This is a genomic window from Agrobacterium pusense (genome assembly GCF_900102105.1).
Classification (GTDB): Bacteria; Pseudomonadota; Alphaproteobacteria; order Rhizobiales; family Rhizobiaceae; genus Agrobacterium; species Agrobacterium pusense.
This window is the reverse complement of record NZ_FNBB01000001.1, coordinates 494,756-520,915: the sequence shown is the minus strand read 5'-3', so window position 1 is coordinate 520,915 and position 26,160 is coordinate 494,756. Positions and strand designations below refer to the sequence as shown.

The window sequence follows — 26,160 nt, the reverse complement described above, 5'->3', positions numbered from 1 at the left end:
GACATCTGGCGCTGACCGCGCCGCAGGGAGAGAGTTTATGACCGACGTATTTATCTACGACCATGTCCGCACCCCGCGCGGACGCGGCAAGAAGGATGGCAGCCTGCATGAGGTGCCATCCGTTCGCCTTGCCGCCAAGACGCTGGAAGCCATCCGCGACCGCAACGGGCTTGATACCTCTGCTGTCGATGACATCATCATGGGCTGCGTCGATCCTGTCATGGATGCCGGCGCCGTCATCCCCAAGGCCGCCGCCTTCGAGGCCGGTTACTCCAACAAGGCGCCGGGCATGCAGATCTCGCGCTTCTGCGCCTCCGGTCTCGATGCCATCAACTTCGCAGCCGGCAAGGTCAAGGCCGGTTCGGACGATATCGTCATCGCCGGTGGCGTGGAAAGCATGTCGCGCGTCGGTATGGGCATGTCGGGCGGCGCCTGGTACATGGACCCCTCGGTCAACTTTCCGGCCTTCTTCATGCCGCAGGGCGTGTCGGCCGATCTGATCGCCACGAAATACGGCTTCTCCCGTGACGACGTCGACGCCTATGCCGTCGAAAGCCAGAAGCGCGCCGCGCAAGCCTGGGAAAAGGGCTATTTCAACAAATCGGTCATTCCGGTGAAAGACCAGAACGGCCTGACGATCCTTGACCGCGACGAGCACATGCGCCCCGGCACCGATATGCAGGCGCTGGCCTCGCTCAACCCGTCCTTCCAGATGCCCGGCGAAATGGGCGGCTTCGAAGCTGTCGGCATCATGGCCCACCCGGAAGTGGAGCGGATCAACTATGTGCACCACGCCGGCAACTCATCCGGCATCGTTGATGGTGCTGCCGCCGTGCTGGTTGGTTCGAAAGCGGGCGGCGAGGCAATGGGCGTGAAGCCGCGTGCCCGTATCAAGGCTTTCGCCAACATCGGCTCCGACCCGGCGCTGATGCTGACCGGCCCGGTTGACGTAACCGAAAAGCTGCTGAAAAAGACCGGCATGTCGCTTGCCGATATCGATCTCTTCGAACTCAACGAAGCCTTCGCCGCCGTGGTCCTGCGCTACATGCAGGCTTTCGACATCGATCACGACCGGATGAACGTCAATGGCGGCGCAATCGCCATGGGTCATCCGCTGGGTGCAACCGGCGCGATGATCCTCGGTACGGTGCTGGATGAGCTGGAACGGCGCGATCTGAACACCGCGCTCGTGACGCTTTGCATCGGTGCAGGCATGGGTACAGCAACCGTCATCGAGCGGGTTTAAGGCAGCGGCTAAGGCCCGCTTCCGTCATCCTCGGGCTTGACCCGAGGATCTATCCCCGGTGCTTGGATCCTCGGGTCAAGCCCGAGGATGACGAGGAAAGCGAAGCGGCCACTACGATTCAGGGAAGAGGAATCCCAAATGAGCACTTACACCAATTTCACCATCGAGACGGACGCAGACGGTATTGCCCTCGTCACCTGGGACATGCCGGAAAAGTCCATGAACGTCTTCACGTCAGAGGTGATGGACGAGCTGAATGCCATTCTCGACGCCACCGTCGCCGATAGCGCCGTCAAGGGCGTCGTCTTCACGTCGGGCAAAAGTACCTTTTCCGGCGGCGCCGATCTGTCGATGATCAAGTCGATGTTCTCCTTCTACAATGACGAGAAGACGAAGAACCCGGATCAGGCGGCAGCAAAGCTGTTCGAGCTGGTGGGCCGCATGACCGGCCTTTTCCGCAAGATCGAGACCAACGGCAAGCCCTGGGTTTCCGCCATCAACGGCACCTGCATGGGGGGCGCTTTCGAACTGTCACTCGCCTGCCACGGCCGCGTGGCCTCCAGCGCCAAGAGCCTCAAGATTGCACTGCCGGAAGTCAAGGTCGGCATCTTTCCAGGTGCTGGCGGCACGCAGCGTGTGCCGCGTCTGACGGACGCGCAATCCGCCTTGCAGATGATGACGACGGGCCAGTCGCTGACCGGCGCGCGCGCCAAGGCCATGGGGCTGGTGCACCAGGTAGTCGAGCCGGATCAGCTGGTTCCAACCGCAAAGCAGATGATCAAGGACGGTCTGAAGCCGGTCGCGCCCTGGGATGAAAAGGGCTTCAAGGCGCCCGGCGGCGGCATCTGGACGCCCGCCGCTGCCCAGCTGTGGCCCGCCGCTCCGGCGATCCTGCGCCGCGAAAGCGCCGGCAACTATCCGGCCGCACTCGCCATCCTCAAATGCGTCTATGAAGGGCTGCAATTGCCTTTCGATACGGCGCTGAAGGTGGAGCAGCGTTATTTCACCGAAATCCTTCGCTCGAAGGAAGCCTTCGGCATGATCCGCTCGCTGTTCATTTCCATGCAGGAGCTGGGCAAGGGGGCGCGCCGTCCGGCCGGCCAGCCCAAGACGGAGTTCAAAAAGGTCGGCGTCGTCGGCGCGGGCTTCATGGGGGCGGCCGTCGCTTACGTCACCGCCGCAGCGGGTATTCCCGTCACGCTGGTGGATCGCGATCAGGAAGCCGCAGACAAGGGCAAGGGCCATTGCGAGGAAAGCGTCAAGGCCGCCATCGGCAAGGGTAAGTTGACGCAGGATGAAGGCAAGGCCCTGCTCGATCTCGTCACTCCCACGGCGGATTACACTGCATTGTCTGATGCCGATCTCGTTATCGAGGCCGTCTTTGAAGACCGCGACGTGAAGAAAGCCGTCATCGAAGCCGTGGAAGCCGTTTTGCCCGAAGGAGCGATCTTTGCCTCCAACACGTCCACCTTGCCAATCACGGGGCTGGCAAAGAACTCCAGGCGTCCGACCGATTTCATCGGCATCCACTTCTTCTCGCCGGTCGAGAAGATGATGCTGACGGAAGTGATCCTCGGCAAGGAAACCGGCGACAAGGCGCTCGCCGTCGCACTTGATTATGTGGCCAAGATCAAGAAGACCCCGATCGTCGTCAACGACACCCGCGGCTTCTTCGTCAATCGCTGCGTGCTGCGTTACATGGCCGAAAGCTACGACATGCTGATCGAAGGCGTGCCGCCCACAATGATCGAAAATGCCGCGAAATTCGCCGGCATGCCGGTGGGCCCCTTGGCGTTGAACGACGAAGTGGCCATCGATCTTTCCTACAAGATCCTGAAAGCCACCGTCGCCGATCTCGGCGAAAAGGCGGTCGATCCGCGCCATATGGAGCTGGTGAAGAAGCTGGTGGAAGGCGAGGGCCGCTTTGGCCGTAAGAACGCCAAGGGCTTTTACGACTACCCGCCAAAGCCCGCCAAGAAGTCCCTCTGGCCTGGCCTGAAGGACCTCTATCCGCAGCAGAAGCCTGAAGACGTGGATATGGAGGTGCTGAAGCAGCGCTTCCTCGTCACCGTGGCGCTGGAAGCCGCCCGCACGGTGGAAGAAGGCATCGTCATCGATCCGCGTGAGGCGGATGTCGGTTCCATCCTCGGTTTCGGCTTCGCGCCCTATACCGGAGGCGCGCTGTCCTACATTGACGGCATGGGCGTGAAGAGCTTCGTGGCGCTCGCCGAAAAGCTCAGCGAGACATACGGACCGCGCTTCCAGCCAACGCCGCTGCTGAAGGATATGGCCGCCAAGGGCGAGACCTTCTACGGTCGCTTCGATCCCTATGCCAGCGCCGCGAAGGCGGCCTGAGGCTCCAGTGAGATGATTGAACAGGCCCTTCGGGGCCTGTTTTATTATGCCTGTCTACCCGCTTTCCATGCATCCTTTGCCGGGCTGAGGCGTTGAAAAGGCTGACCGGGCAAAAGCGCCCGCCGCCGCAATTCAGCACGCCTCAGGAGACAGCGATGAAAGCACCACTGCGATCCCACGGTTTCGATAAGCCATCTGACCTGGACGACGAGTTGGCCGAACTGGACGAAGAGGCGGAAGCTGTGGCCGCCGAAGAGACGGTGGAAAAAACCGCAGCCAGGAGGACACCTGCCGCCAATACCATCGACCCGGCGCTGCGTGCCGAACTGGACGAACTTCGCCAACAGGTCGAAAAGATCCGGCGTGATGTCAAGCGGCTTGAGGCGGCCGAGATGTCCCGCCACAGGCCCGCACAGCCCCACCATGAGCGCGACCGCGAGAATTCTCGCCTGATGACGGTCGTGCGCTCCGTAGCCGTCACCTCGCTTGCAAGCCGCATCTTTGCGTCTTCGCCCGTCATGGCGGCGCTGGTAGCCGTGGTGCCTTTCGCGCTTGGTTTCGCAGCACGGCGCCGCGAAGGAGCATAGCCCCACCTGCCATGCTGCGCCCGCCACCGGCCGGGATAGGTCCCTCGCAAACATGACGCGGGCAAATGCGCTCTGGCATCAGGAGGCCATACAATGAGTTTTCCTGCGTGAACCGGCCTTCGCCCTGCGCTCTTTCCAGCCATCCACAGGCGCCGTGAAAAAACTGTCAAAAAACTTCGGAAGGGCGCTTGCCATGTTCGAACAAGATGTTATAACCCCGCTCACTTTCGGGGCGCAAACGACCCCGACCGCGAAAAGCGGAGGTTCTTCAAGGACCTGAAGTGCCCGGATAGCTCAGTTGGTAGAGCAGCGGATTGAAAATCCGCGTGTCGGTGGTTCAAATCCGCCTCCGGGCACCATTAAATCTCCAGATTGATATTTATATAGGTGCGTGTTCGGACCGATCCGACCTAATCTTGTGGGATTCAACGATAGCCATAATGGCAATAAACATTTGCCTCGTGGGCGGGTAGGCGAAAATCCTCGTAAATATGTTTTTGGGTGAGTGTATTTGTCTGCTAACATTATCCCATAAATATCAGATGCTTGGCAGATTCTTAACCTCTGTTTAATGGATTTTTTGCCCAGCTTGGCGATTTGCCATTCCCGTGACCGTTCGGCGTGAAATGCTCGTGACAACAAAATTGATCGCCGTTTTCTTGGGAGTGCCGCAGCCCATCTTTTGAGCTCCGGCAAGGTTGCAATTACCGTCGTAAACAGTTCTCACTACGATGGAGCCTTTGATATGGATCGGGCTGCTGAACGCAGTGGTTTTGCTAGACCGGTTGCGTACCCGTTTCAGTTTTCCGACTATCCGGGATACGCACTCATAAAACGAAAGATGACGGCACCTCTGCGCTAGATGAGAATGACGAGTTTGTAACACACGTTTTTCATCGTAAAGGGAGGCCAGCCCGCAAATGGATCATACTGTGATTCCATCTTCTTTACCGCCCGGCGTCATATATTTCGGTGACTTCCTTTCGCCGCAAGAGGAAGCTGCCATGGCAACCATATTGGATGCCGGGGGGTGGAGCGCGGAACTGAAGCGTCGTGTGCAGCATTTCGGTTATCGGTATGACTATAAAGCCCGCGCAGTTGCGCCGGATGCCTATCTCGGGCCTTTGCCGCCATGGCTGGGCGTATTCGCCAGAAGATTAGTGAGGGACGGCCACTGCGAGAGCTTGCCTGATCAGGTTATCGCGAACGAATACTTTCCAGGGCAGGGCATCAGCGCGCATGTCGATTGTGTCCCCTGTTTCGACGATACAATCGTGTCGATAAGCCTTCTATCCGCTTGCGAGATGGTTTTCCGCGATTTGCGCGGATCCGGCACATGTGGCGTTGTGCTTCAGCCCCGCTCAGGTGTCCTGCTCATGGGCTCCGGGCGTTATCATTGGACTCACGAAATTCCGGCTCGCAAATCGGATATTGTGAACGGGGTAAAGACCGTTCGAAGCAGGAGGATTTCCCTGACTTTTCGTAAAGTCACTGCTTCAACGCGCACCTAAGCATTTATAAATGCTCCCGGTTATCTGAATTCTGCTCCGCCCGGTCCCGATAAAGTGCAGCGCGGCCGAGAAGCATCAGGGAAACCGGCGTCGTCACCGTCATGAAAATGCCGATGAAGATTTCGTGGAAAGCGAAGCGGCCGCCCGAGACGGAGAAATAGATGATCGAGGCCATGACGATGCCGCCCGTGCCCCAGCTGGTGCCGAGTGTGGGCGCATGCAGGCGTTCATAGAAGCTGTTGAGCTTGGCAAAGCCGATAGTGCCGATCAGCGTCAGGGAGGCGCCGAGGAGGACGAAGAAAGCCACGGCGATGGCGGCCCAGAGCGGAAATTCTGCGGCGTTGCTCATTCTATGACCTCCCCGCGCATCAGGAATTTGGAAAGGGCGACGGTCGAGACGAAGCCCAGAATGGCGATCAGCAGCGATGCCTCGAAATAGATGTCGTTGCCGGTGCGCAGGCCGAAGGTCAGCAGCAGCAGCATGGCGTTGACATAGAGCGTATCCATGCCGAGCACCCGGTCCTGCGCGCGCGGGCCAATGGCGATGCGATAGACCGAAATCGTCATGGCAATGGCCAGCATCAGCTGCGCCAGCGAAAAGGACCAGAAAAGGATAATCGAACTCATTCGAATATCTCCATCAGCAGTTTTTCATATCGGTTCTTGATGAGGCTTATCCACGCGGCCTCGTCCACGTCGTCGAGGACGTGGAGCAGGAGCGTGCCCTGACTGGAATTATATTCAAGCCAGGCGCTTCCCGGCGTCGAGGTGAGGATTGTCGCCAGAACGGCCAGCGCCATGGGATCGCGTATATCGAGCGGCACGGCCAGAAAACCCGATTTGCGGTCCCTTTCGCGCCTGAACAGAATGATCTTCGCGACCGAGAGATTGGACCTGACGATATCGTAAAGCACGATAAGGATCAGCTGCACCAGCCGATGCCAGTTGCGGATGCGGGGTTTTGCCGGCCTCAGCGACGCCATCGCCCAGGAAGCGATGAGCGCCACCGCAGTTCCGAGCAGCAGATGCCCCGGCGAGAAACTGTTGATCGTCATCCAGAAGAAGATCAGGGAAACGGTCAGTAGCGGGTAGGGCAGGACACGGTTCATCATGGCTCTGCCTCCGGATTGCCGCCCGCCCGTGGCGCGGAAATGACGCCCTGGATATAGCTCGCGGGCAGATCGAGGATGCGCGCTGTTTCCTGCATGTAACGCATCACCGGCCCCGCCTGAACGGTCATGGCGAGTGTCAGGCCGAGAAGCAGCATGATGGGTGCGATTTCGATGACGAGCACGCGCGGCACGGTGCCTTCGATGGAGGCCCAGAAAGTACGGATGCCCGCACGGGTCATCGAGATCAGTGAAGCGAAGCCGGAAAAGACGATCAGGAAGACGATCCACCATGACAGGGTGGAGATGCTGTCATTGGCGCCGAGACCGGACGGATTGAGAATGGCCGATAGCATCGAGAATTTGGCAATGAAGCCGGAAAGCGGCGGCAGGCCGGCGAGCAGGATGCCGCAGGCGGCAAAGCATGCGCCCAGCACGGCCATGGTGGCAGGCATGGTCACGCCGATTTCCTCTTCCTCGTCTTCTTCCTCGCCTTCGCCATAAGCCTCCATGGTTACGGCAAGAACGTTTGCGCCCGCATCCTGCCCGCGCTCGACAAGTTCGATGAGCATGAAGAAGGCACTGATGGTGAGGGTGGAGCTGACAAGGTAATAAAGTGCGCCGGCCGCCACCGTGGGATTGCCGGTACCCATGGCTGCAAGCAGCGTTCCCGATGAGACCAGAACCGAAAAGCCGGCAAGCCGTCCCAGCGCCTGCGACGCCAGAACCCCGATGGCACCGAAGATGATGGTGGCGATGCCGCCGACCAGCAGCGCATCGTGGCCGAAACCGGCCGATTCCCCGGCCGTCTGCCCGAACAGCAGGAAGGACAGGCGGGCAATGACATAAATGCCGACCTTGCTCATGATCGCGAATAGCCCGCCGACCGGTGCAGATGCCGCACCATAGGCGGAGGGCAGCCAGAAATTCAGCGGCCACATGCCGGCCTTGACCAGAAACGCGATGCCGAGGATGGCCGAGCCGGTTTCCAGCAGCATGCGCTGGTCGGGGTTCAGCCCCTCGATCCGGTGGGCGAGATCACCCATGTTCAGCGTGCCCGTCACGCCATAGATCAGACTGACGCCAATCAGGAAAAACAAGGCGGCAACGAGGTTGATGGCGATATAGTGCAGCCCCGCCTTGACGCGTTGCTGGCCGGAGCCATGCAGCAGCAGCCCGTAAGATGCCGCCAGCATCACTTCGAAGAATACGAAGAGGTTGAAAAGGTCGCCGGTCAGGAACGCGCCGTTGACGCCCATCAGCATCATCTGGAACAGCGAATGGAAATGGGCGCCCGCCTTGTGCCATTTCGCCATCGAATAGATGAGCGAGGGAATGGCGAGCAATGCGGTCAACAGGACCATCAGGCCCGACAGGCGGTCGGCGACGAGCACGATGCCGAAGGGTGCCGGCCAGTTGCCGAGCAGATAGACGCCGCTCGAAACCACAGCAGCGATCTCGGTATTAACGGTTGAGTTCACCTCGCGAAACAGCAGAATCGCAACCACCAGCAGCAGCACCGTGGAGGTGAAGCTGATCGCGGCTTTGGCCACACGCTGGCGCTCGTCAAAGAACAGCAGCAGCGCGGCGGTAATGAGCGGCAGCAGGATGGGTGCGATGACGATGTGGAAGGGGAACGACATCATTTCGACTCCCTCCCATCCACATGGTCAGTGCCGGTGAGGCCGCGCGCTGCGAGCAGCACGACGAGGAAAAGCGCTGTCGTGGCAAAGCCGATCACGATTGCGGTCAGCACCAGCGCCTGCGGCACCGGGTCGGCAAGCGTCGAACTGTCGACGCCGTTCACCAGCACCGGGGGTGCGTTGGTCTTGATGCCGCCGACGCCGAAGATGAACAGGTTCACGGCATAGGACAAAAGCGAAAGCCCGACGATGACCTGATAGGTGCGCGGGCGCAGGATGAGCCATACGCCGGAGCCAGTCATGATGCCGATGCCGATTGAAAGAATGAGTTCCATTACACGTCCTCCGCTTTTGCGGCGTCAGGCGTGCGAACGCGGTAGTTGCGCAACGATTGGTGTGCCAGTGCTATCAGGATAAGAACGGTGGAGCCGACGACCAGCGAAAAGACGCCGAGATCGAACAGCAGGGCGGAAGCCGTCGGCATTTTGCCGATATAGGGTATCTCCGTATACTGGAAATAAGAGGTCAAGAACGGGTAGCCGAAGTACCACGAGCCGATACCCGTCGCCGCCGCCATCAAGAGGCCAAAGCCCATCCAGCGCAGCGGCAGGATGCGGATGCGGTCCTCGGCCCAGCGCGCCCCGCCGGCGAGATATTGCAGAAGGAAGGCGATCGCCATGGTGATACCGGCCGCAAAACCGCCGCCCGGCATATCGTGGCCGCGCATGAAGAGGAAAATGGAAAAGGTGATGATGACGGGGAACATCCACTGCATCACGATGGATGGCACGTAGAGATAGTCGCGAACGGTATCGCCCTTGCTGCGATCCGGGCGCTCCGCATCGAAGGCGTTCTGCATCTGCTGCTGTTCCGGAAGTCCGATGCTTTCATGGGCGGGACGGAAACGGCGAAGCAGCGCGAAGACGGTGAGCGCCACGATGGCCAGAACCGCGATTTCGCCGAAGGTGTCGAAGCCACGGAAATCGACCAGGATGACGTTGACCACATTGGTGCCGCCGCCTTCGCTGTAAGCGCGTTCGAGGAAATAGGTCGCAATGGCATTCGGCACTGGCAGCGTCATCACGGCATAGGCGATGACGGACATTCCAATGCCGCTGGCGGCTGCCAGCAGGAAATCGCGGGCACGGCGAAGCTGCGCCGGCAACTCATCGCTGCTGTCCACTTTTTCGAAGCGTTTCGGCAACCACCTGAGGCCGAGCAGGATGAGAACGGTGGTGACGATTTCCACCAAAAGCTGGGTAATCGCCAGATCCGGTGCGGAAAGCCAGATGAAGGTGAGGCAGGTGACGAGCCCCGAAACGCCAAGCATGACAAGGGCTGCGAGGCGATGATATTTCGCCTGCCAGGCAGCACCCATGGCCGCAATCATACCGATCAACCACAGAATGGCGAAGATCGGATCGAAGGTTGTTACCCGCGGCAGCGACAGGGAGAATTCCGAAAGGAAGAGCGGCGAGAAACCGGCAAGAAGCGCCACGAGGATAAGAAGCCTCAGCTGCGGCTGCAGGCGCCGGGTGCCGAGCGTGCTTTCGAGCCACCGCGCCCACTTCCAGGACACGGTGACGAGAATGCGCTCGAAGATGCGCTGACCCCGCAAATGCCGGAAGATCGGCGGACCGTCATCGCAGCGCGAGAAATAACCGCCGAGCAGGACGTAGATCGTTACCCCGCCGATCAGCGCCGCGATACTCATGATCAGCGGCAGATTGAAACCGTGCCAGATCGACAGGCTGTACACGGGTGTCTGTGCGCCGAGAACGGAAAGCACGGCCGTATGCAGGAACGGGCCGATGGAAAGGCTCGGAACGATGCCGACGATCAGGCAGGCGAAGACGAGGAATTCGATCGGAAACCGCATCCAGCGCGGCGGCTCGTGCGGATTGGGGTTTGGCAGATCGACTGGCTTGGGGCCAAAGAACACCGTGTGAATGAAGCGCAGCGAATAGGCGACGGCAAATGCGCCGGATAATGTTGCCACATAGGGCAGCGCCCGGTCGAGAAGCGAGTCGGCATGGGTTTCGACGGCCTCGGCAAAGAACATTTCCTTGGAGAGGAACCCGTTGAACAGAGGAACCCCGGCCATGGCCGCACTTGCCGCCATGGCAAGTGTCGCCGTTGCCGGCATATAGGTATAGAGCCCGCTCAGCCGCCGCATGTCACGTGTTCCGGTCTCATGGTCGATGATGCCGGCCGCCATGAAGAGCGAGGCCTTGAAGGTGGCATGGTTGACCATGTGAAAGATGGCCGCCACCGCAGCGAGCGGGCTGCCAAGGCTTAACAGCGTGGTGATGAGCCCGAGATGGCTGATGGTGGAATAGGCCAGCAATCCCTTCAGATCCTGCTGGAACATGGCAAAGTAGGCACCGAGCAGCAGAGTTATGACGCCGGCCGCGCCGACCAGCCAGAACCATTCCGGCGTGCCCGCAAGCACCGGCCAGAACCTTGCCAGCAGGAAAACACCCGCTTTCACCATGGTAGCCGAGTGGAGATAGGCGGAAACGGGTGTTGGTGCCGCCATGGCATTGGGCAGCCAGAAGTGAAAGGGAAACTGCGCGCTCTTCGTCAGAGCGCCGCCGAGAATAAGAATGAGCGCAGGCACATAAAGCGGATGCGCGCGAATGGCGGCGCCGGCCTCGATGATCCTGTCGAGATCGTAGCTGCCGGCCATGTGACCGAGGATCAGCAGACCCGCCAGCAAGCTGAAGCCACCAATCCCCGTCACTGTCAGCGCCATGCGAGCGCCGTCGCGGGCGCCGGCATTCTGGTGCCAGTAGCCGATCAGGAGGAATGAGAAGATGCTCGTCATTTCCCAGAAGATGGACAGCAGAATGACGTTGCCGGATAGAACGACGCCGAGCATCGAACCCATGAAGGCGAGAAGAAAGGCGAAGAAGCGCGGTATGGGGTCTTCAGTCGACATGTAGTAGCGGGCGTAAAGCACCACCAGCAGGCCGATGCCGGTAATCAGCATCGAGAAGATCCAGGCAAATCCGTCGAGCCGCAGTGTGAAGTTCAAACCGAGCTGCGGCAGCCATTCCACATCGTATTTAAGAACGGCGCCCCCGCTGACGCTGGTATAAAGGAAAATACTGCTGACCAGCCCGAAAAGGGCAACTGCCCCTGCAACGGAAGCGGGAGCTGCAGCAGCACCCTCGCGCGGCATGAACGCCGTCAGGAGTGCGCCGACGAAGGGCAATGCGACAATAAAAGGAAGAATGGTTGCAAGTGTCATATGCGGCGGCGGTTTTCTCTCTGGAATGGGAGCTTGCGGCGGATTTCCGACGACTCCAATCCCTCAGGATTCCAATGAATCCAATGATGATGACCGCCGGAATGACTAGTACATAAGATGCGGAGGCGCGCGTGGTACCACGCTGGCAAAGTCTCGGGACGCTTGTGGCGCGACGGCAACAGCAACGAGCCGCGTCTTTGCCTCAAGGTCAACACTGACGGCGGTTAAGGAAAACGCGTCCTGACCAATACCCGGGGCCGCATTGCCTGACCGGCAACCGACATCACCGCCGTTGTCGCAATCCTTGTCGCGAAGCGAAAGGGAGCGGCCAAGATCGACGGTCTGCATGCGTTCGAGGCGGCTGGTCTTGGAAAGCGGCTTGATACCCGAAGGCGCCTGGAAGCCGATCATGAGAAGAAGGCTGGCGACCACGAGACCGATCAGCACTTGCGGATGGCGCCTTGAACTGCGGCCTTTCTCCATCCATTGCAAGTTGGCATCTCCTTGATCGAAAACGTCTCTTTAAAGCATCACCGCTGCGCGAATATCCCGTTGATTTGTTTTAGGGGAAGCCACCCGCGCTTGTCCAGCACACAGGCCGGAAAAACCGCCCGAAGCGCTCGATTCCTTTTTGTTTTTGCTCATTTGCGGCAAAGTCGGGGCAGGGGCCGTTAAAAGACTTTACAAATTTTACCGTTTGACCCGCAACGCCGCGTTTCTTAACTTTCAAGCAAGGAATTAACCATAAAGATTGGTGGTATTTCCACGGCGGAATGGGGTCTCTCCCCTTCCAGGCATGACGCCGCACTGCCGTACCGGTGCCGATCCGGTATTTCGTTTCTTGGTTCAAGAAGGTCTGGCAAGCGTCGATGCCGCATCGTCCGCGATGGGTGTGTTCGTTCAAAAATCCCCTCAGGGTGCTGGCGTTCTGAACCTTGGCAAATTGGCCGGGTTTCACCGGCCGTCATGTTGTTGGGGACGTCGGTTGGGGCAGGACTTGCCATCAGATCAAGCGCGCAGATCGGCAGGCGGAAGCCTGGCGGGGCGGTTGCGTTTTGCCGGCCTCGATGAGACGCAATCCGACTTCCTGCGCAGCTATCGCGGCATGCTGGAGCCTTACGTCAAGGCCGGCCTGCGCGATGTGATGACCCGTTTCCAGTCCATGCCGGACTGTTCCCCGTCCTTCGACAGCGAAAACCAGCTCGAACGCCTGCACGATCTGCAATCGTCGCACTGGAGCGTTTTGACGGATGCACGTTTCGATGCGCTTTATGCCGAGCGGGTGAAGGTGCTTTCCGACAATGCCAGCCGCATGGGTCTCGATCCGCGCTGGCAAATCGCCAGCCACGCCGTCGTTCTGGAGCACCTCGTTGGTGGACTGGTGGCGGAACACGCGCCCCGATCCATCCTACCGGGTAGCCGCAAGAAGAGCCGTGAGCTCGCCGAAGCGGTAAAGAATGTCGTCCGCCTTGTGATGGTCGATACCGAGATAGCGGTCTCGCTGCGCTTTAATGAACTACGCCTGCGTCATGGCCGCGAACTTCAGGAACAACGCGACAATGACCGGGCTGAAGCGGCAAACCTCTTCGGCGTCGCGTTGAAAGCTTTTGCGGCAGGCGATTTGCACGCACGGATAGACGGTGACGTTCCAGACGCCTATCGGGATGTCGCGACAACATTCAACACGGCCCTTGAAACCATAGGCGCGTCGTTGACGGCGGCCCATAACAGCGTCGGCGAGGCGGAGGCCTTGAGCGGACGTTTTGCCGATATCGGCCGTTCCATTGCCGAGCGTTCACGCCGGCAGGCCGAAGCCCTTGCCGAAACCTCGCATGCGATTCAGGCCCTGATCGGGAACGTTGCCGAAAACGGCGCTCGCATTGCGGCGACGGAAAAGGCGGTTTCGAGCGCCCGCGACGCGGCCGTCGAAAGCGGCCGTGCGATCGGCGAGGCGATCGACGCCATGTCGGACATCGAACAATCCGCCGAACAGATCGGCAGGATCATTGGCACGATTGACGAGATCGCTTTTCAGACCAACCTTCTCGCGCTCAATGCCGGCATCGAGGCGGCGCGTGCGGGTGAAAGCGGTCGTGGGTTCGCTGTCGTCGCGCAGGAAGTCCGGGCGCTCGCCCAGCGGTCTGCAGATGCCGCAAGGGAGATCAAGAGCCTTGTCGGAACCACGAAGACCCAGGTCGAGGGCGGCGTCCGCATGGTCAACCGCACACAGGACGCGATCGGCGGCGTCGTCCGGCAAGTCTCGGGCATCAACGACATGATCGCTGAAGTCTCGCGGCACACGGCCGAGCAGGCCGGTGAACTGCAATCTGTTGCCGCCGATATTGGCGGGCAGCAGCGGCAGGCGGACCGCAATGCCGTCGATATCAGCGCGAGCGCCTCCGAGGCCGACACGCTTCAAACCGTCATTCTGGCACTCGGCCGCACCGTGCGCGAATTTCGTATTGCCCGCCAGGAACATTTCGCTGCCGCCACCGGTGCGGATCGGCAGCAATCATCATTTATGGCCCGTGAGGATAGCCGCACGGATTACCGCCAGGATTACCAACAATTCAGACGTCAGGGAGTCATGTAATGGCAGCCAGAAAAGCAGCTGAGGCGACGCTGAAACTGTCACCGGTGCTGGACCTCAACGAAGCATCGGCCCTGCACGGCAAGCTGATGACGTTGCGGGGAGCACCGCTGTCGGTGGACGCGTCAGAGGTGGAACGTATCGGCGCCCTTTGTGCGCAGGTCCTCATGGCCGGCGCCAAATCCTGGGAAGAGGACGGCAAACGCTTCGGCTTTGCCAGCGTGTCCGATGCATTCGACAAGACCATGAAACTGATAGGCGTCGATATCGATCATTTGCTCCTGAAGGAGATGCAAAAGTGAAGAAAAAAGTTCTTACCGTGGATGATTCCCGGACGATCAGGAACATGCTCCTGGTCACGCTCAACAATGCCGGTTTCGAAACCATTCAGGCCGAAGACGGCGTCGAGGGCCTCGAAGTGCTCGAGCAGAGCAACCCCGACGTCATCGTGACTGACATCAACATGCCCCGTCTCGACGGTTTCGGTTTCATAGAGGGTGTTCGTCGCAACGAAAAGTACCGGGCGATCCCTATCCTCGTTCTGACGACCGAAAGCGATGCAGAGAAGAAGAACCGCGCCCGCCAGGCCGGTGCGACGGGCTGGATCGTCAAGCCGTTCGACCCTGCCAAACTCATCGATGCCATTGAGCGCGTAACCGCCTGATACGGGACATTTCACGATGGATATGAACGAAATCAAGGAAATCTTTTTCCAGGAATGCGAGGAGCAGCTCGCCGAACTGGAATCGGGGCTTCTTAAATTGAATGACGGCGACCGTGATCCGGAAACCGTCAACGCCGTTTTCCGTGCCGTTCATTCTATCAAGGGCGGGGCAGGTGCCTTCGGTCTCGATGATCTCGTGGCCTTTGCGCACGTCTTTGAAACGACCCTCGACTGCGTGCGTTCCAACAAGCTGGAACCGACGCAGGATGTTCTCAAAGTCATGCTGCGCTCTGCCGATGTGCTGGCAGACCTCACCAATGCCGCAAGAGACGGTGGCAGCGTCGATGAAAGCCGCACCCGTGGCCTCGTGAAGGAACTGGAGGCGCTGGCAAACGGCGAAGCCGTTCCGGCATCCGCGCCCGCTCCCGTCGCAGTAAAGGCGCCGGAATCCGTGAAGGCCAAACCGACGGATGAGAGCGGCTTCGAGCCGATCCCCTTCTCCTTCACGGACTTTGCCGACGAAACCACGCCGCTGATGGAAGCGCCATCCTTCCAGATCACCTTCAAGCCGCATGCATCGCTTTATTCAAAGGGCAACGAGGCGGCGCTTCTGCTGCGCGATCTTTCCCGCATTGGGGAGATGAGCATCAATTGCGACATGTCCGAGCTGCCTTCGCTCGACAAACTCGATCCTGAAGCATCCTATCTCTCCTGGACGGTTTCGATCACGACCGACAAGGGTGAAGAAGGTATCCGCAGCGTCTTCGAATTTGCCGAATGGGATTGCGATCTCGAAATCACGCCAGTTCTTTCGGAGGCCGCTGCCGACGAGGAAGAACTCCCGATGATCCCCGTGCCGTTCGACCTTTCGGCGCTTGATAGCGGCGCGGAAGAGCAGCCCGTTGTTGAAGTCACCACGGCGGAAGCGTCTTATGTTGCAGTAGCTGTCGAAACGGCCGTCGCAACGACGCAGATCGCCCAGAGCGTCAATGCCGCCATCGAAAAGCGTGAAGCTGCGGCAGCACCTGCCGCAGCGCAGGCAAACGCCAATGCCGCTGCCAATGCAAGTGCCGGCCAGACCATTCGCGTCGATCTCGACCGTGTCGATCGCCTGATCAATCTCGTCGGCGAGCTCGTCATCAATCAGGCGATGCTGTCGCAGAGCGTCATCGAAAACGATGCGAGCGGTACGTCAGCCGTCAATATGGGTCTCGACGAGCTGCAGCAGCTGACGCGCGAAATCCAGGACAGCGTCATGGCGATCCGTGCGCAGCCGGTAAAACCGGTGTTCCAGCGCATGTCGCGTATCGTTCGCGAAGTCGCCGACATGATCGGCAAGCAGATCCGTCTTGTCACCGAAGGTGAGAACACCGAAGTCGACAAGACGGTCATCGACAAGCTGGCCGAACCGCTGACGCATATGATCCGCAATGCCGTTGATCATGGCATCGAAACGCCCGAAAAGCGCGAAGCCGCTGGAAAGAACCCGGAAGGCACTATCAAGCTTTCGGCCAAACACCGCTCCGGCCGCATCCTTATCGAGCTTCAGGACGACGGTGCCGGCATCAATCGCGAGCGCGTGCGCCAGAAGGCGATCGACAACGATCTCATCGCTGCCGATGCGAACCTGACGGATGAAGAGATCGACAATCTCATCTTCGCCCCCGGCTTCTCGACCGCCGACAAGATTTCCGACATTTCCGGCCGCGGTGTGGGCATGGACGTGGTCAAGCGCTCCATTCAGGCGCTCGGCGGTCGCATCAACATCTCCTCGCGCCCCGGCCAAGGCTCCACCTTCACCATGAGCCTGCCGCTGACGCTTGCCGTTCTCGACGGCATGGTGGTGACGGTTGCCGGCCAGACACTGGTGGTGCCGTTGACCGCGATCGTGGAAACCCTGCAGCCGGAAGCGAAGAACATTCACTCCTTCGGTGCGAACCAGCGGCTGATCTCCATCCGCAACTCCTTCTGCCCGCTGGTGGATGTCGGCCGCGTGCTGAATTTCCGCCCGACCCAGGCCGATCCGGTCGAAGGCGTTGCTCTTTTGGTGGAATCGGAAGGCGGCGGCCAGCGTGCCCTGATGGTCGATGCGATCCAGGGTCAGCGCCAGGTTGTCATCAAGTCGTTGGAGGCCAACTATACCCATGTTCCGGGCATTGCCGCCGCAACGATTCTCGGCGACGGGCGCGTCGCTCTCATTCTGGATGTCGATGCCATCGTCAGCGCCTCGCGCGGACAGCCCTTGAAGCAGGAAATGTCGCTCGCGGCGGCGGGTTGAAAGCGGATTATTCATGGCAGCACTTAATTTCAACGACCAGCGCCAGTCTCCGGATGACGTTCTTGCCAGCGGTGAGTACCCGCTGACGAGACGTGACCTCTCGGAAATCGCGGCGATGATCTATGCCGATGCGGGCATCTATCTCAACGACACCAAGGCGTCGCTGGTTTACTCCCGCCTGTCGAAACACATCCGTAATCTCGGCCTTTCGGGCTTTCGTGAATATTGCGTTCTGGTGTCATCTCCAGATGGCGCGCAGGCGCGGCGCGAAATGCTGTCGCACCTGACCACGAATTTCACCCGCTTCTTCCGCGAAAACCATCATTTCGAACATTTGCGTGACGAGGTTCTTCCTGGCCTCATTGCAAGGGCTAAGAGCGGCGGGCGTGTTCGCATCTGGTCCGCTGCTTGCTCCGACGGACAGGAGCCCTATTCCATAGCGCTCACCGTGCTCGCCATGTTTCCGAATGCAGCCGATTACGACTTCAAAATCCTGGCCACGGATATCGACCCGAAAATATTGGCGCAGGCCCGTGCCGGGGTCTATGACGATAATGCGCTCGAAACCGTGTCTCCCGCCCTGCGCAAGCAATGGTTCACGGAAGTGGATGCTGGCGGCCGCCGCAAGTTCCAGATCGACGACAAGGTCAAGCGCCTCATCACCTTCAATGAATTGAACCTGATGACGCAATGGCCCTTCAAGGGCAATTTCGACGTCATCTTCTGCCGCAACGTCGTCATCTATTTCGACGAGCCGACGCAGATGCGCATCTGGTCGCGTTTTGCAGGCCTGCTGCCGGAAGGTGGTCATCTTTATATCGGTCATTCCGAACGTGTCTCCGGTGACGCCAAGAACCTGTTCGATAATACGGGTATCACCACCTATCGCTACATCGGTCACGCTTCGGGGAGGAAGGCATGAGCGCACTCGCACGGGTACTCGTCGTCGATGATAGTCCGACCATGCGCGGCCTGATTTCGGCTGTGCTCAAGGCCGATCCGGAGGTCGAGGTCGTCGGGCAGGCCGGCAACGCCATGGAAGCGCGTGCCGCCATCAAGCAGCTCAATCCCGATGTCGTGACACTCGACATCGAGATGCCGGAAATGAACGGGCTGGAGTTTCTCGAAAAGATCATGCGCCTGCGGCCCATGCCGGTCATCATGGTCTCGTCGCTGACACATCGCGGGGCGGACGCCTCGCTCGCGGCACTCGAAATCGGCGCCTTCGACTGTGTCGGCAAGCCGGCACCAGGCGATGCGCGCCCCTTCGGCGATCTGGCTGACAAGGTGAAGGCTGCCGCGCGCTCCCAACACGCTGCTTACCGTGCGGCGCGGCCGGAAGCCGCAGCCGCGCCGCAGCCGGTTCCGGTCAGCGAATATCGGGCGGGGCGCAAGGTCGTGGCCATCGGTTCGTCCACGGGGGGTGTCGAAGCGTTGATCGCGGTGCTGCAGAAATTCCCGGCCAATTGCCCGCCGACCGTAATTACCCAGCATATGCCGCCCACCTTCACGAAGAGCTTCGCAGAACGGCTGAACCGCATCTGCGCTCCCGTGGTGGAAGAGGCGACGGATGGTGCCCGCCTGCAGACCGGCAAGATCTACCTCGCGCCGGGCGGCGAGCGTCACCTGCAGATCGCCAATCGTTCGGCGCCCTGCTGCCGGCTCGTGGAGCGCGATCCCGTCAACGGCCATCGGCCCTCCGTCGATGTGTTGTTCGACTCTGTAGCCGAACTTGCCGGACGCAACGCCGTCGGCGTCATCCTGACCGGCATGGGGCGCGATGGTGCCGCCGGACTTCTGAAAATGCGCCATGCCGGTGCGCGTACCGTCGGCCAGAACGAAAAAACCTGTGTCGTCTATGGCATGCCCCGTGTGGCCTACGAGTTAGGCGCGGTTGAACAGCAATTGCCGCTGGGCTCCATCGGCGAAGAAATCCTCAAACTAACCACTGCCCGCAAAGAAGGTGCTGACTAATGTCTCTCGCAGAAAAGATCAAAGTTCTGATCGTTGACGATCAGGTGACCAGCCGGCTGCTCCTCAGCGATGCGCTGACACAGCTCGGCTTCAAGCAGATCACCGCCGCAGGTGACGGCGAGCAGGGAATGAAGATCATGGAGCAGCAGCCCCATCATCTCGTCATCTCCGATTTCAACATGCCGAAGATGGATGGCCTCGGTTTCCTGCACGCCGTGCGGGCCAATCCGACCACCAAGAAGGCCGCCTTCATCATTCTCACCGCGCAGGGCGACCGCGCGCTGGTGCAGAAGGCTGCCCAGCTCGGCGCCAACAACGTGCTGGCCAAGCCCTTCACCATCGACAAGATGCGTGCTGCCATCGAAGCGGTTTTCGGATCGCTGAAATGATTGAAGCTGCAGCCAAGCGCGTACATATAATTCAGGGCGAGTATAAGGTCGTCAGCGATCCCGATGTGGTGCTGACGACGATACTCGGTTCGTGCGTGGCTGCCTGTCTGAGAGACCCCGTTTCCGGCGTTGGAGGAATGAACCACTTCCTGCTGCCGGGAACCGGTAGCGTGACCGGCGGAGATGCGACGCGTTATGGCGTGCATCTCATGGAACTTCTGATCAACGGCCTGCTGAAGCAGGGCGCCCGTCGTGACCGGCTGGAGGCCAAGATTTTCGGCGGCGCGAAGACGATCGCCAGCTTCTCCAATGTCGGTGAGCAGAATGCCATATTCGCCATGAAGTTTCTCAAGGATGAAGGCATTCCAGTCATAAGCTCCTCCACGGGCGGGGAACATGGCCGCAAGATCGAATTCTGGCCGGTCTCGGGCCGCGCCCGCCAGCATCCGCTCAGCGGCGCGGAAACACAGAAGACGGTGGCCATGGAAACGCGTCCGGTGCCGGCGCCCAAACCCGTCGCCAACGATATCGAATTTTTCTAGTACGGAGTTTCCAATGCAGCTTGCAGAGCACACCGCCACCACTCCGTTCGAAGAAGCCCTGCCGGATGTTCTGATGCGTGTGGTATCGGAACTGCACGATGTCGCCTATCTCATCGAGCGCATCGAGCCGCAATTGCTTGAGGTGACCAGCGGCCAATTGTCGAGCGAAGGCGTCAAGCTGCTGCAGGGCATCGACCTTGCGGTCCAGAAGACGCGTGGCCTGGCCGAGTTCATAGACACCATCACCGGCTCCATCCCGGGTGACTGGATCGTGGATGTCTCCACCGCGCTCAGCCTCGTCAAGCTTGCTGAAATGCAGAAGGCGCTCGGCGCGGCCTTCCGCCACGGCCATTCCCAGCCGCTCGACAAGGCCTCCGGCGACTTCGACCTCTTCTAGCGCTGTTTCCAGCGGCGCCTGCCTCTTCGCAGAATGCGGAGAAAGGCAACGCTCGCGCAAGCTTCGCACCCTATTGTCATCACGGGGCCAAAAGGTCTCGGACTCTATGAATGACGGTGCGGAACAGAATGAATCTGTTAAATCAAATCCCTCAGGTCTTGAAGAATGTCGCGGCGCTGGGGCAGACGCGGCTGCTGATGTTGGGCGGCGTGGGCGTTGTGTCCATGGCCATTATCCTCGCTGCAGCGCTTTATGTGAACCGTCCCGCTTACGAGACCCTTTATGTGGGGCTTGAAAAGAGCGACCTCAACAAGATCAGCATTGCGCTCGCCGAGTCGGGTCTCGACTTTCAGGTGGGGACCGATGGTTCCAGCCTTCAGGTCCCGGTCGGGCTTACCAGCAAGGCGCGGCTGCTTCTGGCTGAACGTGGCCTGCCCGACAGCGCCAATGCCGGTTATGAACTTTTCGACAATGTCGGTTCTCTAGGCCTGACCTCCTTCATGCAGGAAGTGACGCGCGTTCGCGCCCTTGAGGGTGAGATCGGCCGCTCCATCCAGCAGATCGATGGCATCGCAGCCGCACGCGTGCATATCGTCATGCCTGACGTCGGCAATTTCCGCCGCGGCGAACAGAAGCCCACCGCATCTGTCATGATCCGTGCGAGCGCCTCCGCTGGCCGCAAGGCCTCCGCTTCCATTCGTCACCTCGTTGCCTCGGCCGTTCCCGGCCTTGAAGTCGACGATGTGACCCTGCTCGATTCCACGGGCCAGCTTCTGGCGTCCGGTGACGACGTCACCAATGCCGCCATGAACCGTTCGCTGACGCTGGCGCAGAACGTTCAGCAGGAAATCGAGACCAATATCGACAAGGCACTGGCGCCCTTCCTCGGCATGGACAATTTCCGCTCGAGCGTGACGGCGCAGCTCAATACCGACAGCCGCCAGATTCAGGAAACCGTCTACGATCCGGAATCGCGTGTCGAACGGTCGGTGCGGACCGTCAAAGAAGACCAGAAGTCGCAGGAAACGCAGCCCGACACGGCCGCGACGGTGGAGCAGAATGTTCCGCAGGCCGCACCTCAGGGCGGCGGCAGCACGCCGCAATCGTCGGACGAATCGGCGAAGAAAGAAGAACAGACCAACTACGAGATCAACTCGAAGACGGTCGCCACGGTGAAGAACGGCTATACGGTCGAAAAGATTTCCGTCGCGGTGGTCGTCAACAAGGGGCGTATCGCAAAGATGGTCGGTGAACCCGCCGATCAGGCCAAGATCGACGCCTACCTCGCCGAAATGCAGAAGATCGTCACCTCCGCCGCCGGCATTTCGTCCGACCGTGGCGACATGGTCACCCTGACTGCAATGGATTTCCTCGAAACCCAATTGCTTGACGAGGCCGCCAGCGGACCGGGTGTCATGGAAGTGCTGAGCCGCAATTCCGCCGGCATCATCAATTCCCTCGCCTTTGTCGCGGTCGCCTTCCTTGTCGTCTGGCTCGGTGTACGCCCGCTGGTCCGCACGGTTACCGGCAATGGCGCGGCTGCAGGCCAACTCAGCCAGGAAGCCGCCGGTCTCGAACTGCCGGACTTCTCTCCCGGCATGGATGCGGGCGCGGGCGGTCTCATGGAAGGGTTCGGGGCGGATTTCGGCTTCGACAGCACCGACGATCTTCTGGCGGGCGGCGATGGCGAAGGCACCTTCAACCGCCGGGTACGCGAAGGGCCCGAACGCAGGCTCTCTCGCATGGTGGAAATCAGCGAGGAAAGAGCCGCCAAGATTCTGCGCAAATGGGCAGTGGAAAAAGCAGCGTAATATCGAAAAGGCCGGAGTTTTACCCGGCCTTTTTTCCGTTTTTGGGCTTTTCGCTATCCTTGGCGGACGCATCGTGGCAATCTCGTTTTAGGACAGTGTTTACAAAAAATTCAGCAACGATACAGTTTGCTGGGAATTGGCTGAGAATGCCGTTTATGGATTGAACAGCTTTTCAGTATGTTTTTTTAGCAATAGACGAACGGTGAAATACGTGGAAAGGCTGGTGTCAGGTAATGGCAAATCCCAGTCCGTTCCATAAAATGAAATGATTCGGTCTCCGGGGGCTTGCCGTCCCATTTTGGTAAGCTTCTCGAATGGAATGATTCCATCCCGAGGTATAATCTCCCACTGGGAGCAAGAGGGCGTAGGCGATTGAAAGTCGATGTTGATATCCGCAGGCTGTCTGCCAAGCCTATGGAGGGCATGGGTAAGCCCCTGCCGCGTGATCAGCTTGCCAAGAACGTCGCAGCCACGGCTGCTGCCGGTAACGTTGCAGGCGCGCTTGATTTGCTCGTGACTTACGCTGGCGCCTCGCACTACCTGCTGGCGCGGGATGACCTTCTCGAAGAAACCGGGCTTAAATTCATAGTCACATCCGATTGGCCTTTCGATCTGGTGCGCCGGTTGGGCGTTGAGCTTGCCAATAGCCAGAACCGTTCGAGCGAAATGGAAAAATGCCTTTCGCTTCTGCAGCCGCGGCTGCTCTTGCTTCCAGAGGACGTTTCGGTTCCCTATGGCATAGACCGGCAGTATTCTGCGCTCTCTTTCTGCGTGGGGCGCATTCGCCTTTCTCTCCTGCTGCTGTTCCCCGAGGAAGCGGTTCCGTCGCCGGAACGCCTGCGTGAAATCGCGCTTCTGACGGGCTATTGCGTCAGTTTCGGCATTGCCAGCGAGGCAAAAGCCGTGCGCGATATCGACCTCACCGAGCGCGAGCTGGAGTGCCTTTTCTGGATCGCGGAAGGCAAGACGAGTGACGAAATTGCGATGATCCTTGGCATTTCACGCAATACGATCAATAATTACATCACAAGCGTGATGCGTAAAACTGCGACAAAAACCCGCTCGGAGGCAATTGCCTACGCCGTGCGCAACAACCTCGTATGATGGTCGGACGGATGGTACAGACGAAAGACAATGAGGGTACTGGTCAAACGGGCATGTTTTACCGCAGCCCTGTCGTGACGAGCCGGTCGGATCTGTTTCCGAAGCTTGTCGCCATGCAGAAGCTGGTCGGCGCGCGCAATTTCGTGGTGACGAAGGCGGCCGCTTCCGGTTTCCCCAACAAGAAGAAGCTGACCTGCGAGCTGGAAAACTGGGGCATGAATGCCGCGGAGCAGAGCACGCAGTTCATTCGCGCTGTCGGCGATATTCTTCTCGATCACATCGAGACGTCGCTTCTGCCGGTCATCTGGCGCAACAAGAATGCCGGCGGTTTTGCCGATCTCCCCGACGTGCCTGCGCTTCTGCGCCGGATCGAGAACGATACGTTGCCCTATGCGGGTCTGGCGCTACCGGTGCGCCTCGGCACCATTGGTAACGGCTATATCGTCTTCTGCGGCACCAATCTCGTTCTCGACAATGAAGTGGTGATCGAACAGCACATCAAGTGCTGCGAGATCATGGTCGATATGCTGGCGCTGGACGAGCGCAAGGCGGCGCCCTCGGAAGCGTTGAGCGAGAGGGAAATCGCCTGCCTGCAACTGGCGGGCGATGGCCGTATCAGCGAAGAAATCGCGGTCAAGCTCGGGCTGTCGGTCCACACCGTCAACGCCTATCTTGGTTCGGCGACTATCAAGCTTGATTCCGTCAACCGTATCCAGGCGATCGCGAAAGCCATCCGGCTCGGCTACATCCATTAACGGCGGGCGGGTCTACCGCCCACTTCGCCGGCACTTCGCGTTTTTTTAACAGTTGCCCATTAGAACTTTTATAAGTTTGGCTTTGGGGAACTGTTTCATGCACAACCGGCTCTTTAAGTCCGTTGCTGGCAAGGTCGTAGCTTTGACGATCGGTCTGATCGCGCTCAGCGTGGCGGCGGTTGGTTTTTCGACTTACATTCGCTTGAAGGACAATATCATCACCACCGCGCTGCGTGATACGCACAGCGCAATGCGCAGCATGGCGATCCTTTACGAACTGAAAGTTGGTGGTGTTGCCCTCGAATTGGTGGATGGCGACCTCAAGAGCGTGGGCCGCGCCAGCATCGGAACGATGCGCGATAATGATCTCGTTGACCGCACCGCAGCCGGAAACGGTGGCATCTCCACTGTTTTTGAAGCCAGAGGCGGCGAATTCATTCGCATGACCACCAATCTGAAGAACGAAAAGGGCGAGAGAGCAGCAGGAACCAAGCTTGCGACCGATCATCCCGCTTTCGAAAAAGTCTCCAAGGGTGAATCCTATTTTGGCACCGCGACGCTGTTCGGCACCAGCTACATGACGGGTTATATGCCCGTTACGAACAAAACCGGCGCAACCGTCGGCATTCTGTTCGTGGGTGTTCCCATGGATGTCTACGATGCGCAGATATACAGCCTGCGCGACATGATGCTGATCTGTGGCGGGCTCGCCATGCTTGGCGTCGGTTTGCTCGCCTATTTCGTCATCAAGCGTACGCTTCAGCCCCTGGGCAAGCTGACCGATGCAGTGAAGTCCCTTTCGGACGGCAATCTCGATACACCGATCCCCTATGCCACCAACACCAATGAGTTTGGCAACATTGCCCGCGCTTTGGTGATTTTCCGCGAAAATGCACTTGAGAAACTGGCGATTGAGGGCAAGAGCGCCGAGGAACGTGCTGCGGCCGAATCCGAACGTTACCGCAATGACGCCGAGAAACGGGAGCTGGACGGCCAGATCGAATTCGCGGTCGACGAGATTGCGTCCGGTCTCGGCAGGCTATCGCGTGGCGATCTTAGCCGTACGATTGATACGCCCTTCTCGGGTCGCCTCGACCGGCTGCGCACGGACTTCAACAGTTCCCTGCTCAACCTGCGGGATGCGCTGGGTCAGATCCGGGAGCGTACGCTCATCATTCAGCACAGCGGTATCGAAATCGAGCAATCTTCGGTCGATCTGTCGAAGCGTACCGAAAACCAGGCCGCCTCGCTGGAGGAGACCGCTGCCGCTGTCGAGGAAATCACCGCTACCGTCAAGTCATCGGCTGAAAGGGCGCGCGAGGCCAATGAGGCCGTTCGCATTACCAAGCAGAGCGCCGACAGCTCCGGTTCGGTCGTCAGCAATGCCGTCGACGCCATGGGCCGCATCGAAGACGCCTCGCGCAAGATCGAACAGATCATCGAGGTCATCGATGACATTGCTTTCCAGACCAACCTTCTGGCGCTCAATGCCGGTATCGAGGCCGCACGTGCTGGTGAGGCCGGCAAGGGCTTCGCCGTCGTGGCGCAGGAAGTGCGCGAGCTTGCACAGCGCTCCGCCGACGCAGCCCGCGAGATCAAGCAGCTCATCAACCAGTCGACGCATGAGGTCAGTTCCGGGTCGAAGCTGGTGCAGGAGGCGGGCACGGTTCTTTCCGCCATCAGCCAGCAGATCGTTACCGTCAGCCAGCATGTCGAAACCATTGCGACGGCAACGCAGGATCAGTCTTCCGCACTTCACAACGTCAACAGCTCCGTCAACCAGATGGACCAGATGACCCAGCAGAACGCAGCGCTTGCCGAACAGTCAAGCGCGGCCAGCATGATACTGTCCGGTGAAGTCAAGGCGCTTCTCGAACTCGTGCAGCGGTTCCAGATGGAGCAGGGCTCGGCGACAGGCCGAGACCGGTACAATCAAGCGGCCTGATACGCCG

The 26,160-nt window shown here is 59.6% G+C and carries 25 protein-coding genes and 1 tRNA gene; 18 read left to right on the top strand and 8 right to left on the bottom strand.

The window, feature by feature from the left end; genetic code table 11:
- Window positions 1-37 precede the first annotated feature (37 nt).
- The 5 genes from BLU28_RS02625 (at window position 38) to BLU28_RS02605 (ending at window position 5,699) form a co-directional block, all read left to right on the top strand.
- Entirely contained in the window at window positions 38-1,246 is a 1,209-nt protein-coding gene (locus BLU28_RS02625) for an acetyl-CoA C-acetyltransferase (RefSeq protein WP_035206766.1), read from the top strand.
- A 138-nt stretch (window positions 1,247-1,384) separates the two neighbouring features.
- A complete protein-coding gene (locus BLU28_RS02620; protein ID WP_077986627.1) occupies window positions 1,385-3,601 on the top strand; it encodes a 3-hydroxyacyl-CoA dehydrogenase NAD-binding domain-containing protein in 2,217 nt (738 codons plus the stop codon).
- Window positions 3,602-3,756: 155 nt separating this feature from the next.
- Window positions 3,757-4,188, top strand: a complete 432-nt coding sequence (locus tag BLU28_RS02615; protein WP_045532852.1) for a hypothetical protein — start codon at window positions 3,757-3,759, stop codon at window positions 4,186-4,188.
- Between the two features lie 283 nt (window positions 4,189-4,471).
- Window positions 4,472-4,547: transfer RNA gene (locus BLU28_RS02610), tRNA-Phe, on the top strand.
- 561 nt (window positions 4,548-5,108) lie between these two features.
- Window positions 5,109-5,699, top strand: a complete 591-nt coding sequence (locus BLU28_RS02605; protein ID WP_077986628.1) for an alpha-ketoglutarate-dependent dioxygenase AlkB — start codon at window positions 5,109-5,111, stop codon at window positions 5,697-5,699.
- A 4-nt stretch (window positions 5,700-5,703) separates the two neighbouring features.
- On the opposite strand, the gene mnhG is transcribed toward BLU28_RS02605, so the two are convergent.
- From mnhG to BLU28_RS26245, 8 genes are all read right to left on the bottom strand, one after another.
- Complete coding sequence (mnhG, locus tag BLU28_RS02600) at window positions 5,704-6,048, bottom strand: monovalent cation/H(+) antiporter subunit G (protein WP_004439848.1); 345 nt, start codon at window positions 6,046-6,048, stop codon at window positions 5,704-5,706.
- Complete coding sequence (locus tag BLU28_RS02595) at window positions 6,045-6,326, bottom strand: K+/H+ antiporter subunit F (protein WP_004439850.1); 282 nt, start codon at window positions 6,324-6,326, stop codon at window positions 6,045-6,047. Before BLU28_RS02595 ends, mnhG begins: the two co-directional genes overlap by 4 nt.
- A complete protein-coding gene (locus BLU28_RS02590; RefSeq protein WP_004439853.1) occupies window positions 6,323-6,811 on the bottom strand; it encodes a Na+/H+ antiporter subunit E in 489 nt (162 codons plus the stop codon). Before BLU28_RS02590 ends, BLU28_RS02595 begins: the two co-directional genes overlap by 4 nt.
- Window positions 6,808-8,454, bottom strand: coding sequence for a monovalent cation/H+ antiporter subunit D (locus BLU28_RS02585; protein ID WP_004439856.1), 1,647 nt, complete (start codon window positions 8,452-8,454; stop codon window positions 6,808-6,810). Before BLU28_RS02585 ends, BLU28_RS02590 begins: the two co-directional genes overlap by 4 nt.
- Window positions 8,451-8,786, bottom strand: a complete 336-nt coding sequence (locus BLU28_RS02580) for a Na+/H+ antiporter subunit C (protein WP_003514993.1) — start codon at window positions 8,784-8,786, stop codon at window positions 8,451-8,453. Before BLU28_RS02580 ends, BLU28_RS02585 begins: the two co-directional genes overlap by 4 nt.
- Window positions 8,786-11,704, bottom strand: a complete 2,919-nt coding sequence (locus BLU28_RS02575) for a monovalent cation/H+ antiporter subunit A (RefSeq protein ID WP_004439862.1) — start codon at window positions 11,702-11,704, stop codon at window positions 8,786-8,788. The genes BLU28_RS02580 and BLU28_RS02575 overlap by 1 nt, the downstream gene beginning before the upstream one ends.
- A 105-nt stretch (window positions 11,705-11,809) precedes the next feature.
- Window positions 11,810-12,187 carry a hypothetical protein gene (locus tag BLU28_RS02570; protein ID WP_045532846.1) on the bottom strand — a complete coding sequence of 126 codons (378 nt, stop codon included), beginning with the start codon at window positions 12,185-12,187 and terminating at the stop codon, window positions 11,810-11,812.
- Between the two features lie 79 nt (window positions 12,188-12,266).
- On the bottom strand, window positions 12,267-12,608 hold the full coding sequence (locus BLU28_RS26245) for a hypothetical protein (protein WP_135856022.1): 342 nt from the start codon (window positions 12,606-12,608) through the stop codon (window positions 12,267-12,269).
- 93 nt (window positions 12,609-12,701) lie between these two features.
- Here BLU28_RS26245 and BLU28_RS02565 point away from each other — a divergent pair, with 93 nt between their 5' ends.
- The 13 genes from BLU28_RS02565 to BLU28_RS02505 all read left to right on the top strand — a co-directional run bounded on the left by BLU28_RS02565 (window position 12,702) and on the right by BLU28_RS02505 (window position 26,153).
- Entirely contained in the window at window positions 12,702-14,297 is a 1,596-nt protein-coding gene (locus BLU28_RS02565; RefSeq protein ID WP_223215409.1) for a globin-coupled sensor protein, read from the top strand.
- Window positions 14,297-14,596: an STAS domain-containing protein gene (locus tag BLU28_RS02560; RefSeq protein ID WP_004439868.1), complete on the top strand. Its 300-nt coding sequence runs from the start codon at window positions 14,297-14,299 to the stop codon at window positions 14,594-14,596. The genes BLU28_RS02565 and BLU28_RS02560 overlap by 1 nt, the downstream gene beginning before the upstream one ends.
- Entirely contained in the window at window positions 14,593-14,958 is a 366-nt protein-coding gene (cheY1, locus tag BLU28_RS02555; protein ID WP_004439870.1) for a chemotaxis response regulator CheY1, read from the top strand. Before BLU28_RS02560 ends, cheY1 begins: the two co-directional genes overlap by 4 nt.
- Window positions 14,959-14,974: 16 nt before the next feature.
- Complete coding sequence (locus BLU28_RS02550; protein ID WP_077986629.1) at window positions 14,975-17,236, top strand: chemotaxis protein CheA; 2,262 nt, start codon at window positions 14,975-14,977, stop codon at window positions 17,234-17,236.
- Window positions 17,237-17,249: 13 nt separating this feature from the next.
- A complete protein-coding gene (gene cheR, locus BLU28_RS02545) occupies window positions 17,250-18,158 on the top strand; it encodes a protein-glutamate O-methyltransferase CheR (RefSeq protein ID WP_077986630.1) in 909 nt (302 codons plus the stop codon).
- Window positions 18,155-19,210, top strand: a complete 1,056-nt coding sequence (gene cheB / locus BLU28_RS02540; protein ID WP_004439876.1) for a protein-glutamate O-methylesterase CheB — start codon at window positions 18,155-18,157, stop codon at window positions 19,208-19,210. The genes cheR and cheB overlap by 4 nt, the downstream gene beginning before the upstream one ends.
- Complete coding sequence (cheY2, locus tag BLU28_RS02535; RefSeq protein ID WP_003503467.1) at window positions 19,210-19,599, top strand: chemotaxis response regulator CheY2; 390 nt, start codon at window positions 19,210-19,212, stop codon at window positions 19,597-19,599. The genes cheB and cheY2 overlap by 1 nt, the downstream gene beginning before the upstream one ends.
- A complete protein-coding gene (gene cheD, locus BLU28_RS02530; protein WP_004439878.1) occupies window positions 19,596-20,141 on the top strand; it encodes a chemoreceptor glutamine deamidase CheD in 546 nt (181 codons plus the stop codon). Before cheY2 ends, cheD begins: the two co-directional genes overlap by 4 nt.
- Window positions 20,142-20,154: 13 nt before the next feature.
- Window positions 20,155-20,538: a chemotaxis protein CheT gene (gene cheT / locus BLU28_RS02525; RefSeq protein ID WP_004439880.1), complete on the top strand. Its 384-nt coding sequence runs from the start codon at window positions 20,155-20,157 to the stop codon at window positions 20,536-20,538.
- A 128-nt stretch (window positions 20,539-20,666) separates the two neighbouring features.
- A complete protein-coding gene (gene fliF, locus BLU28_RS02520; protein ID WP_004439882.1) occupies window positions 20,667-22,349 on the top strand; it encodes a flagellar basal-body MS-ring/collar protein FliF in 1,683 nt (560 codons plus the stop codon).
- Window positions 22,350-22,721: 372 nt separating this feature from the next.
- Complete coding sequence (gene visN / locus BLU28_RS02515) at window positions 22,722-23,453, top strand: transcriptional regulator VisN (protein WP_004439885.1); 732 nt, start codon at window positions 22,722-22,724, stop codon at window positions 23,451-23,453.
- A 53-nt stretch (window positions 23,454-23,506) separates the two neighbouring features.
- Window positions 23,507-24,208 carry a transcriptional regulator VisR gene (visR, locus tag BLU28_RS02510; protein WP_034496317.1) on the top strand — a complete coding sequence of 234 codons (702 nt, stop codon included), beginning with the start codon at window positions 23,507-23,509 and terminating at the stop codon, window positions 24,206-24,208.
- Between the two features lie 97 nt (window positions 24,209-24,305).
- Window positions 24,306-26,153, top strand: a complete 1,848-nt coding sequence (locus BLU28_RS02505) for a methyl-accepting chemotaxis protein (RefSeq protein WP_006697661.1) — start codon at window positions 24,306-24,308, stop codon at window positions 26,151-26,153.
- Window positions 26,154-26,160 lie beyond the last annotated feature (7 nt).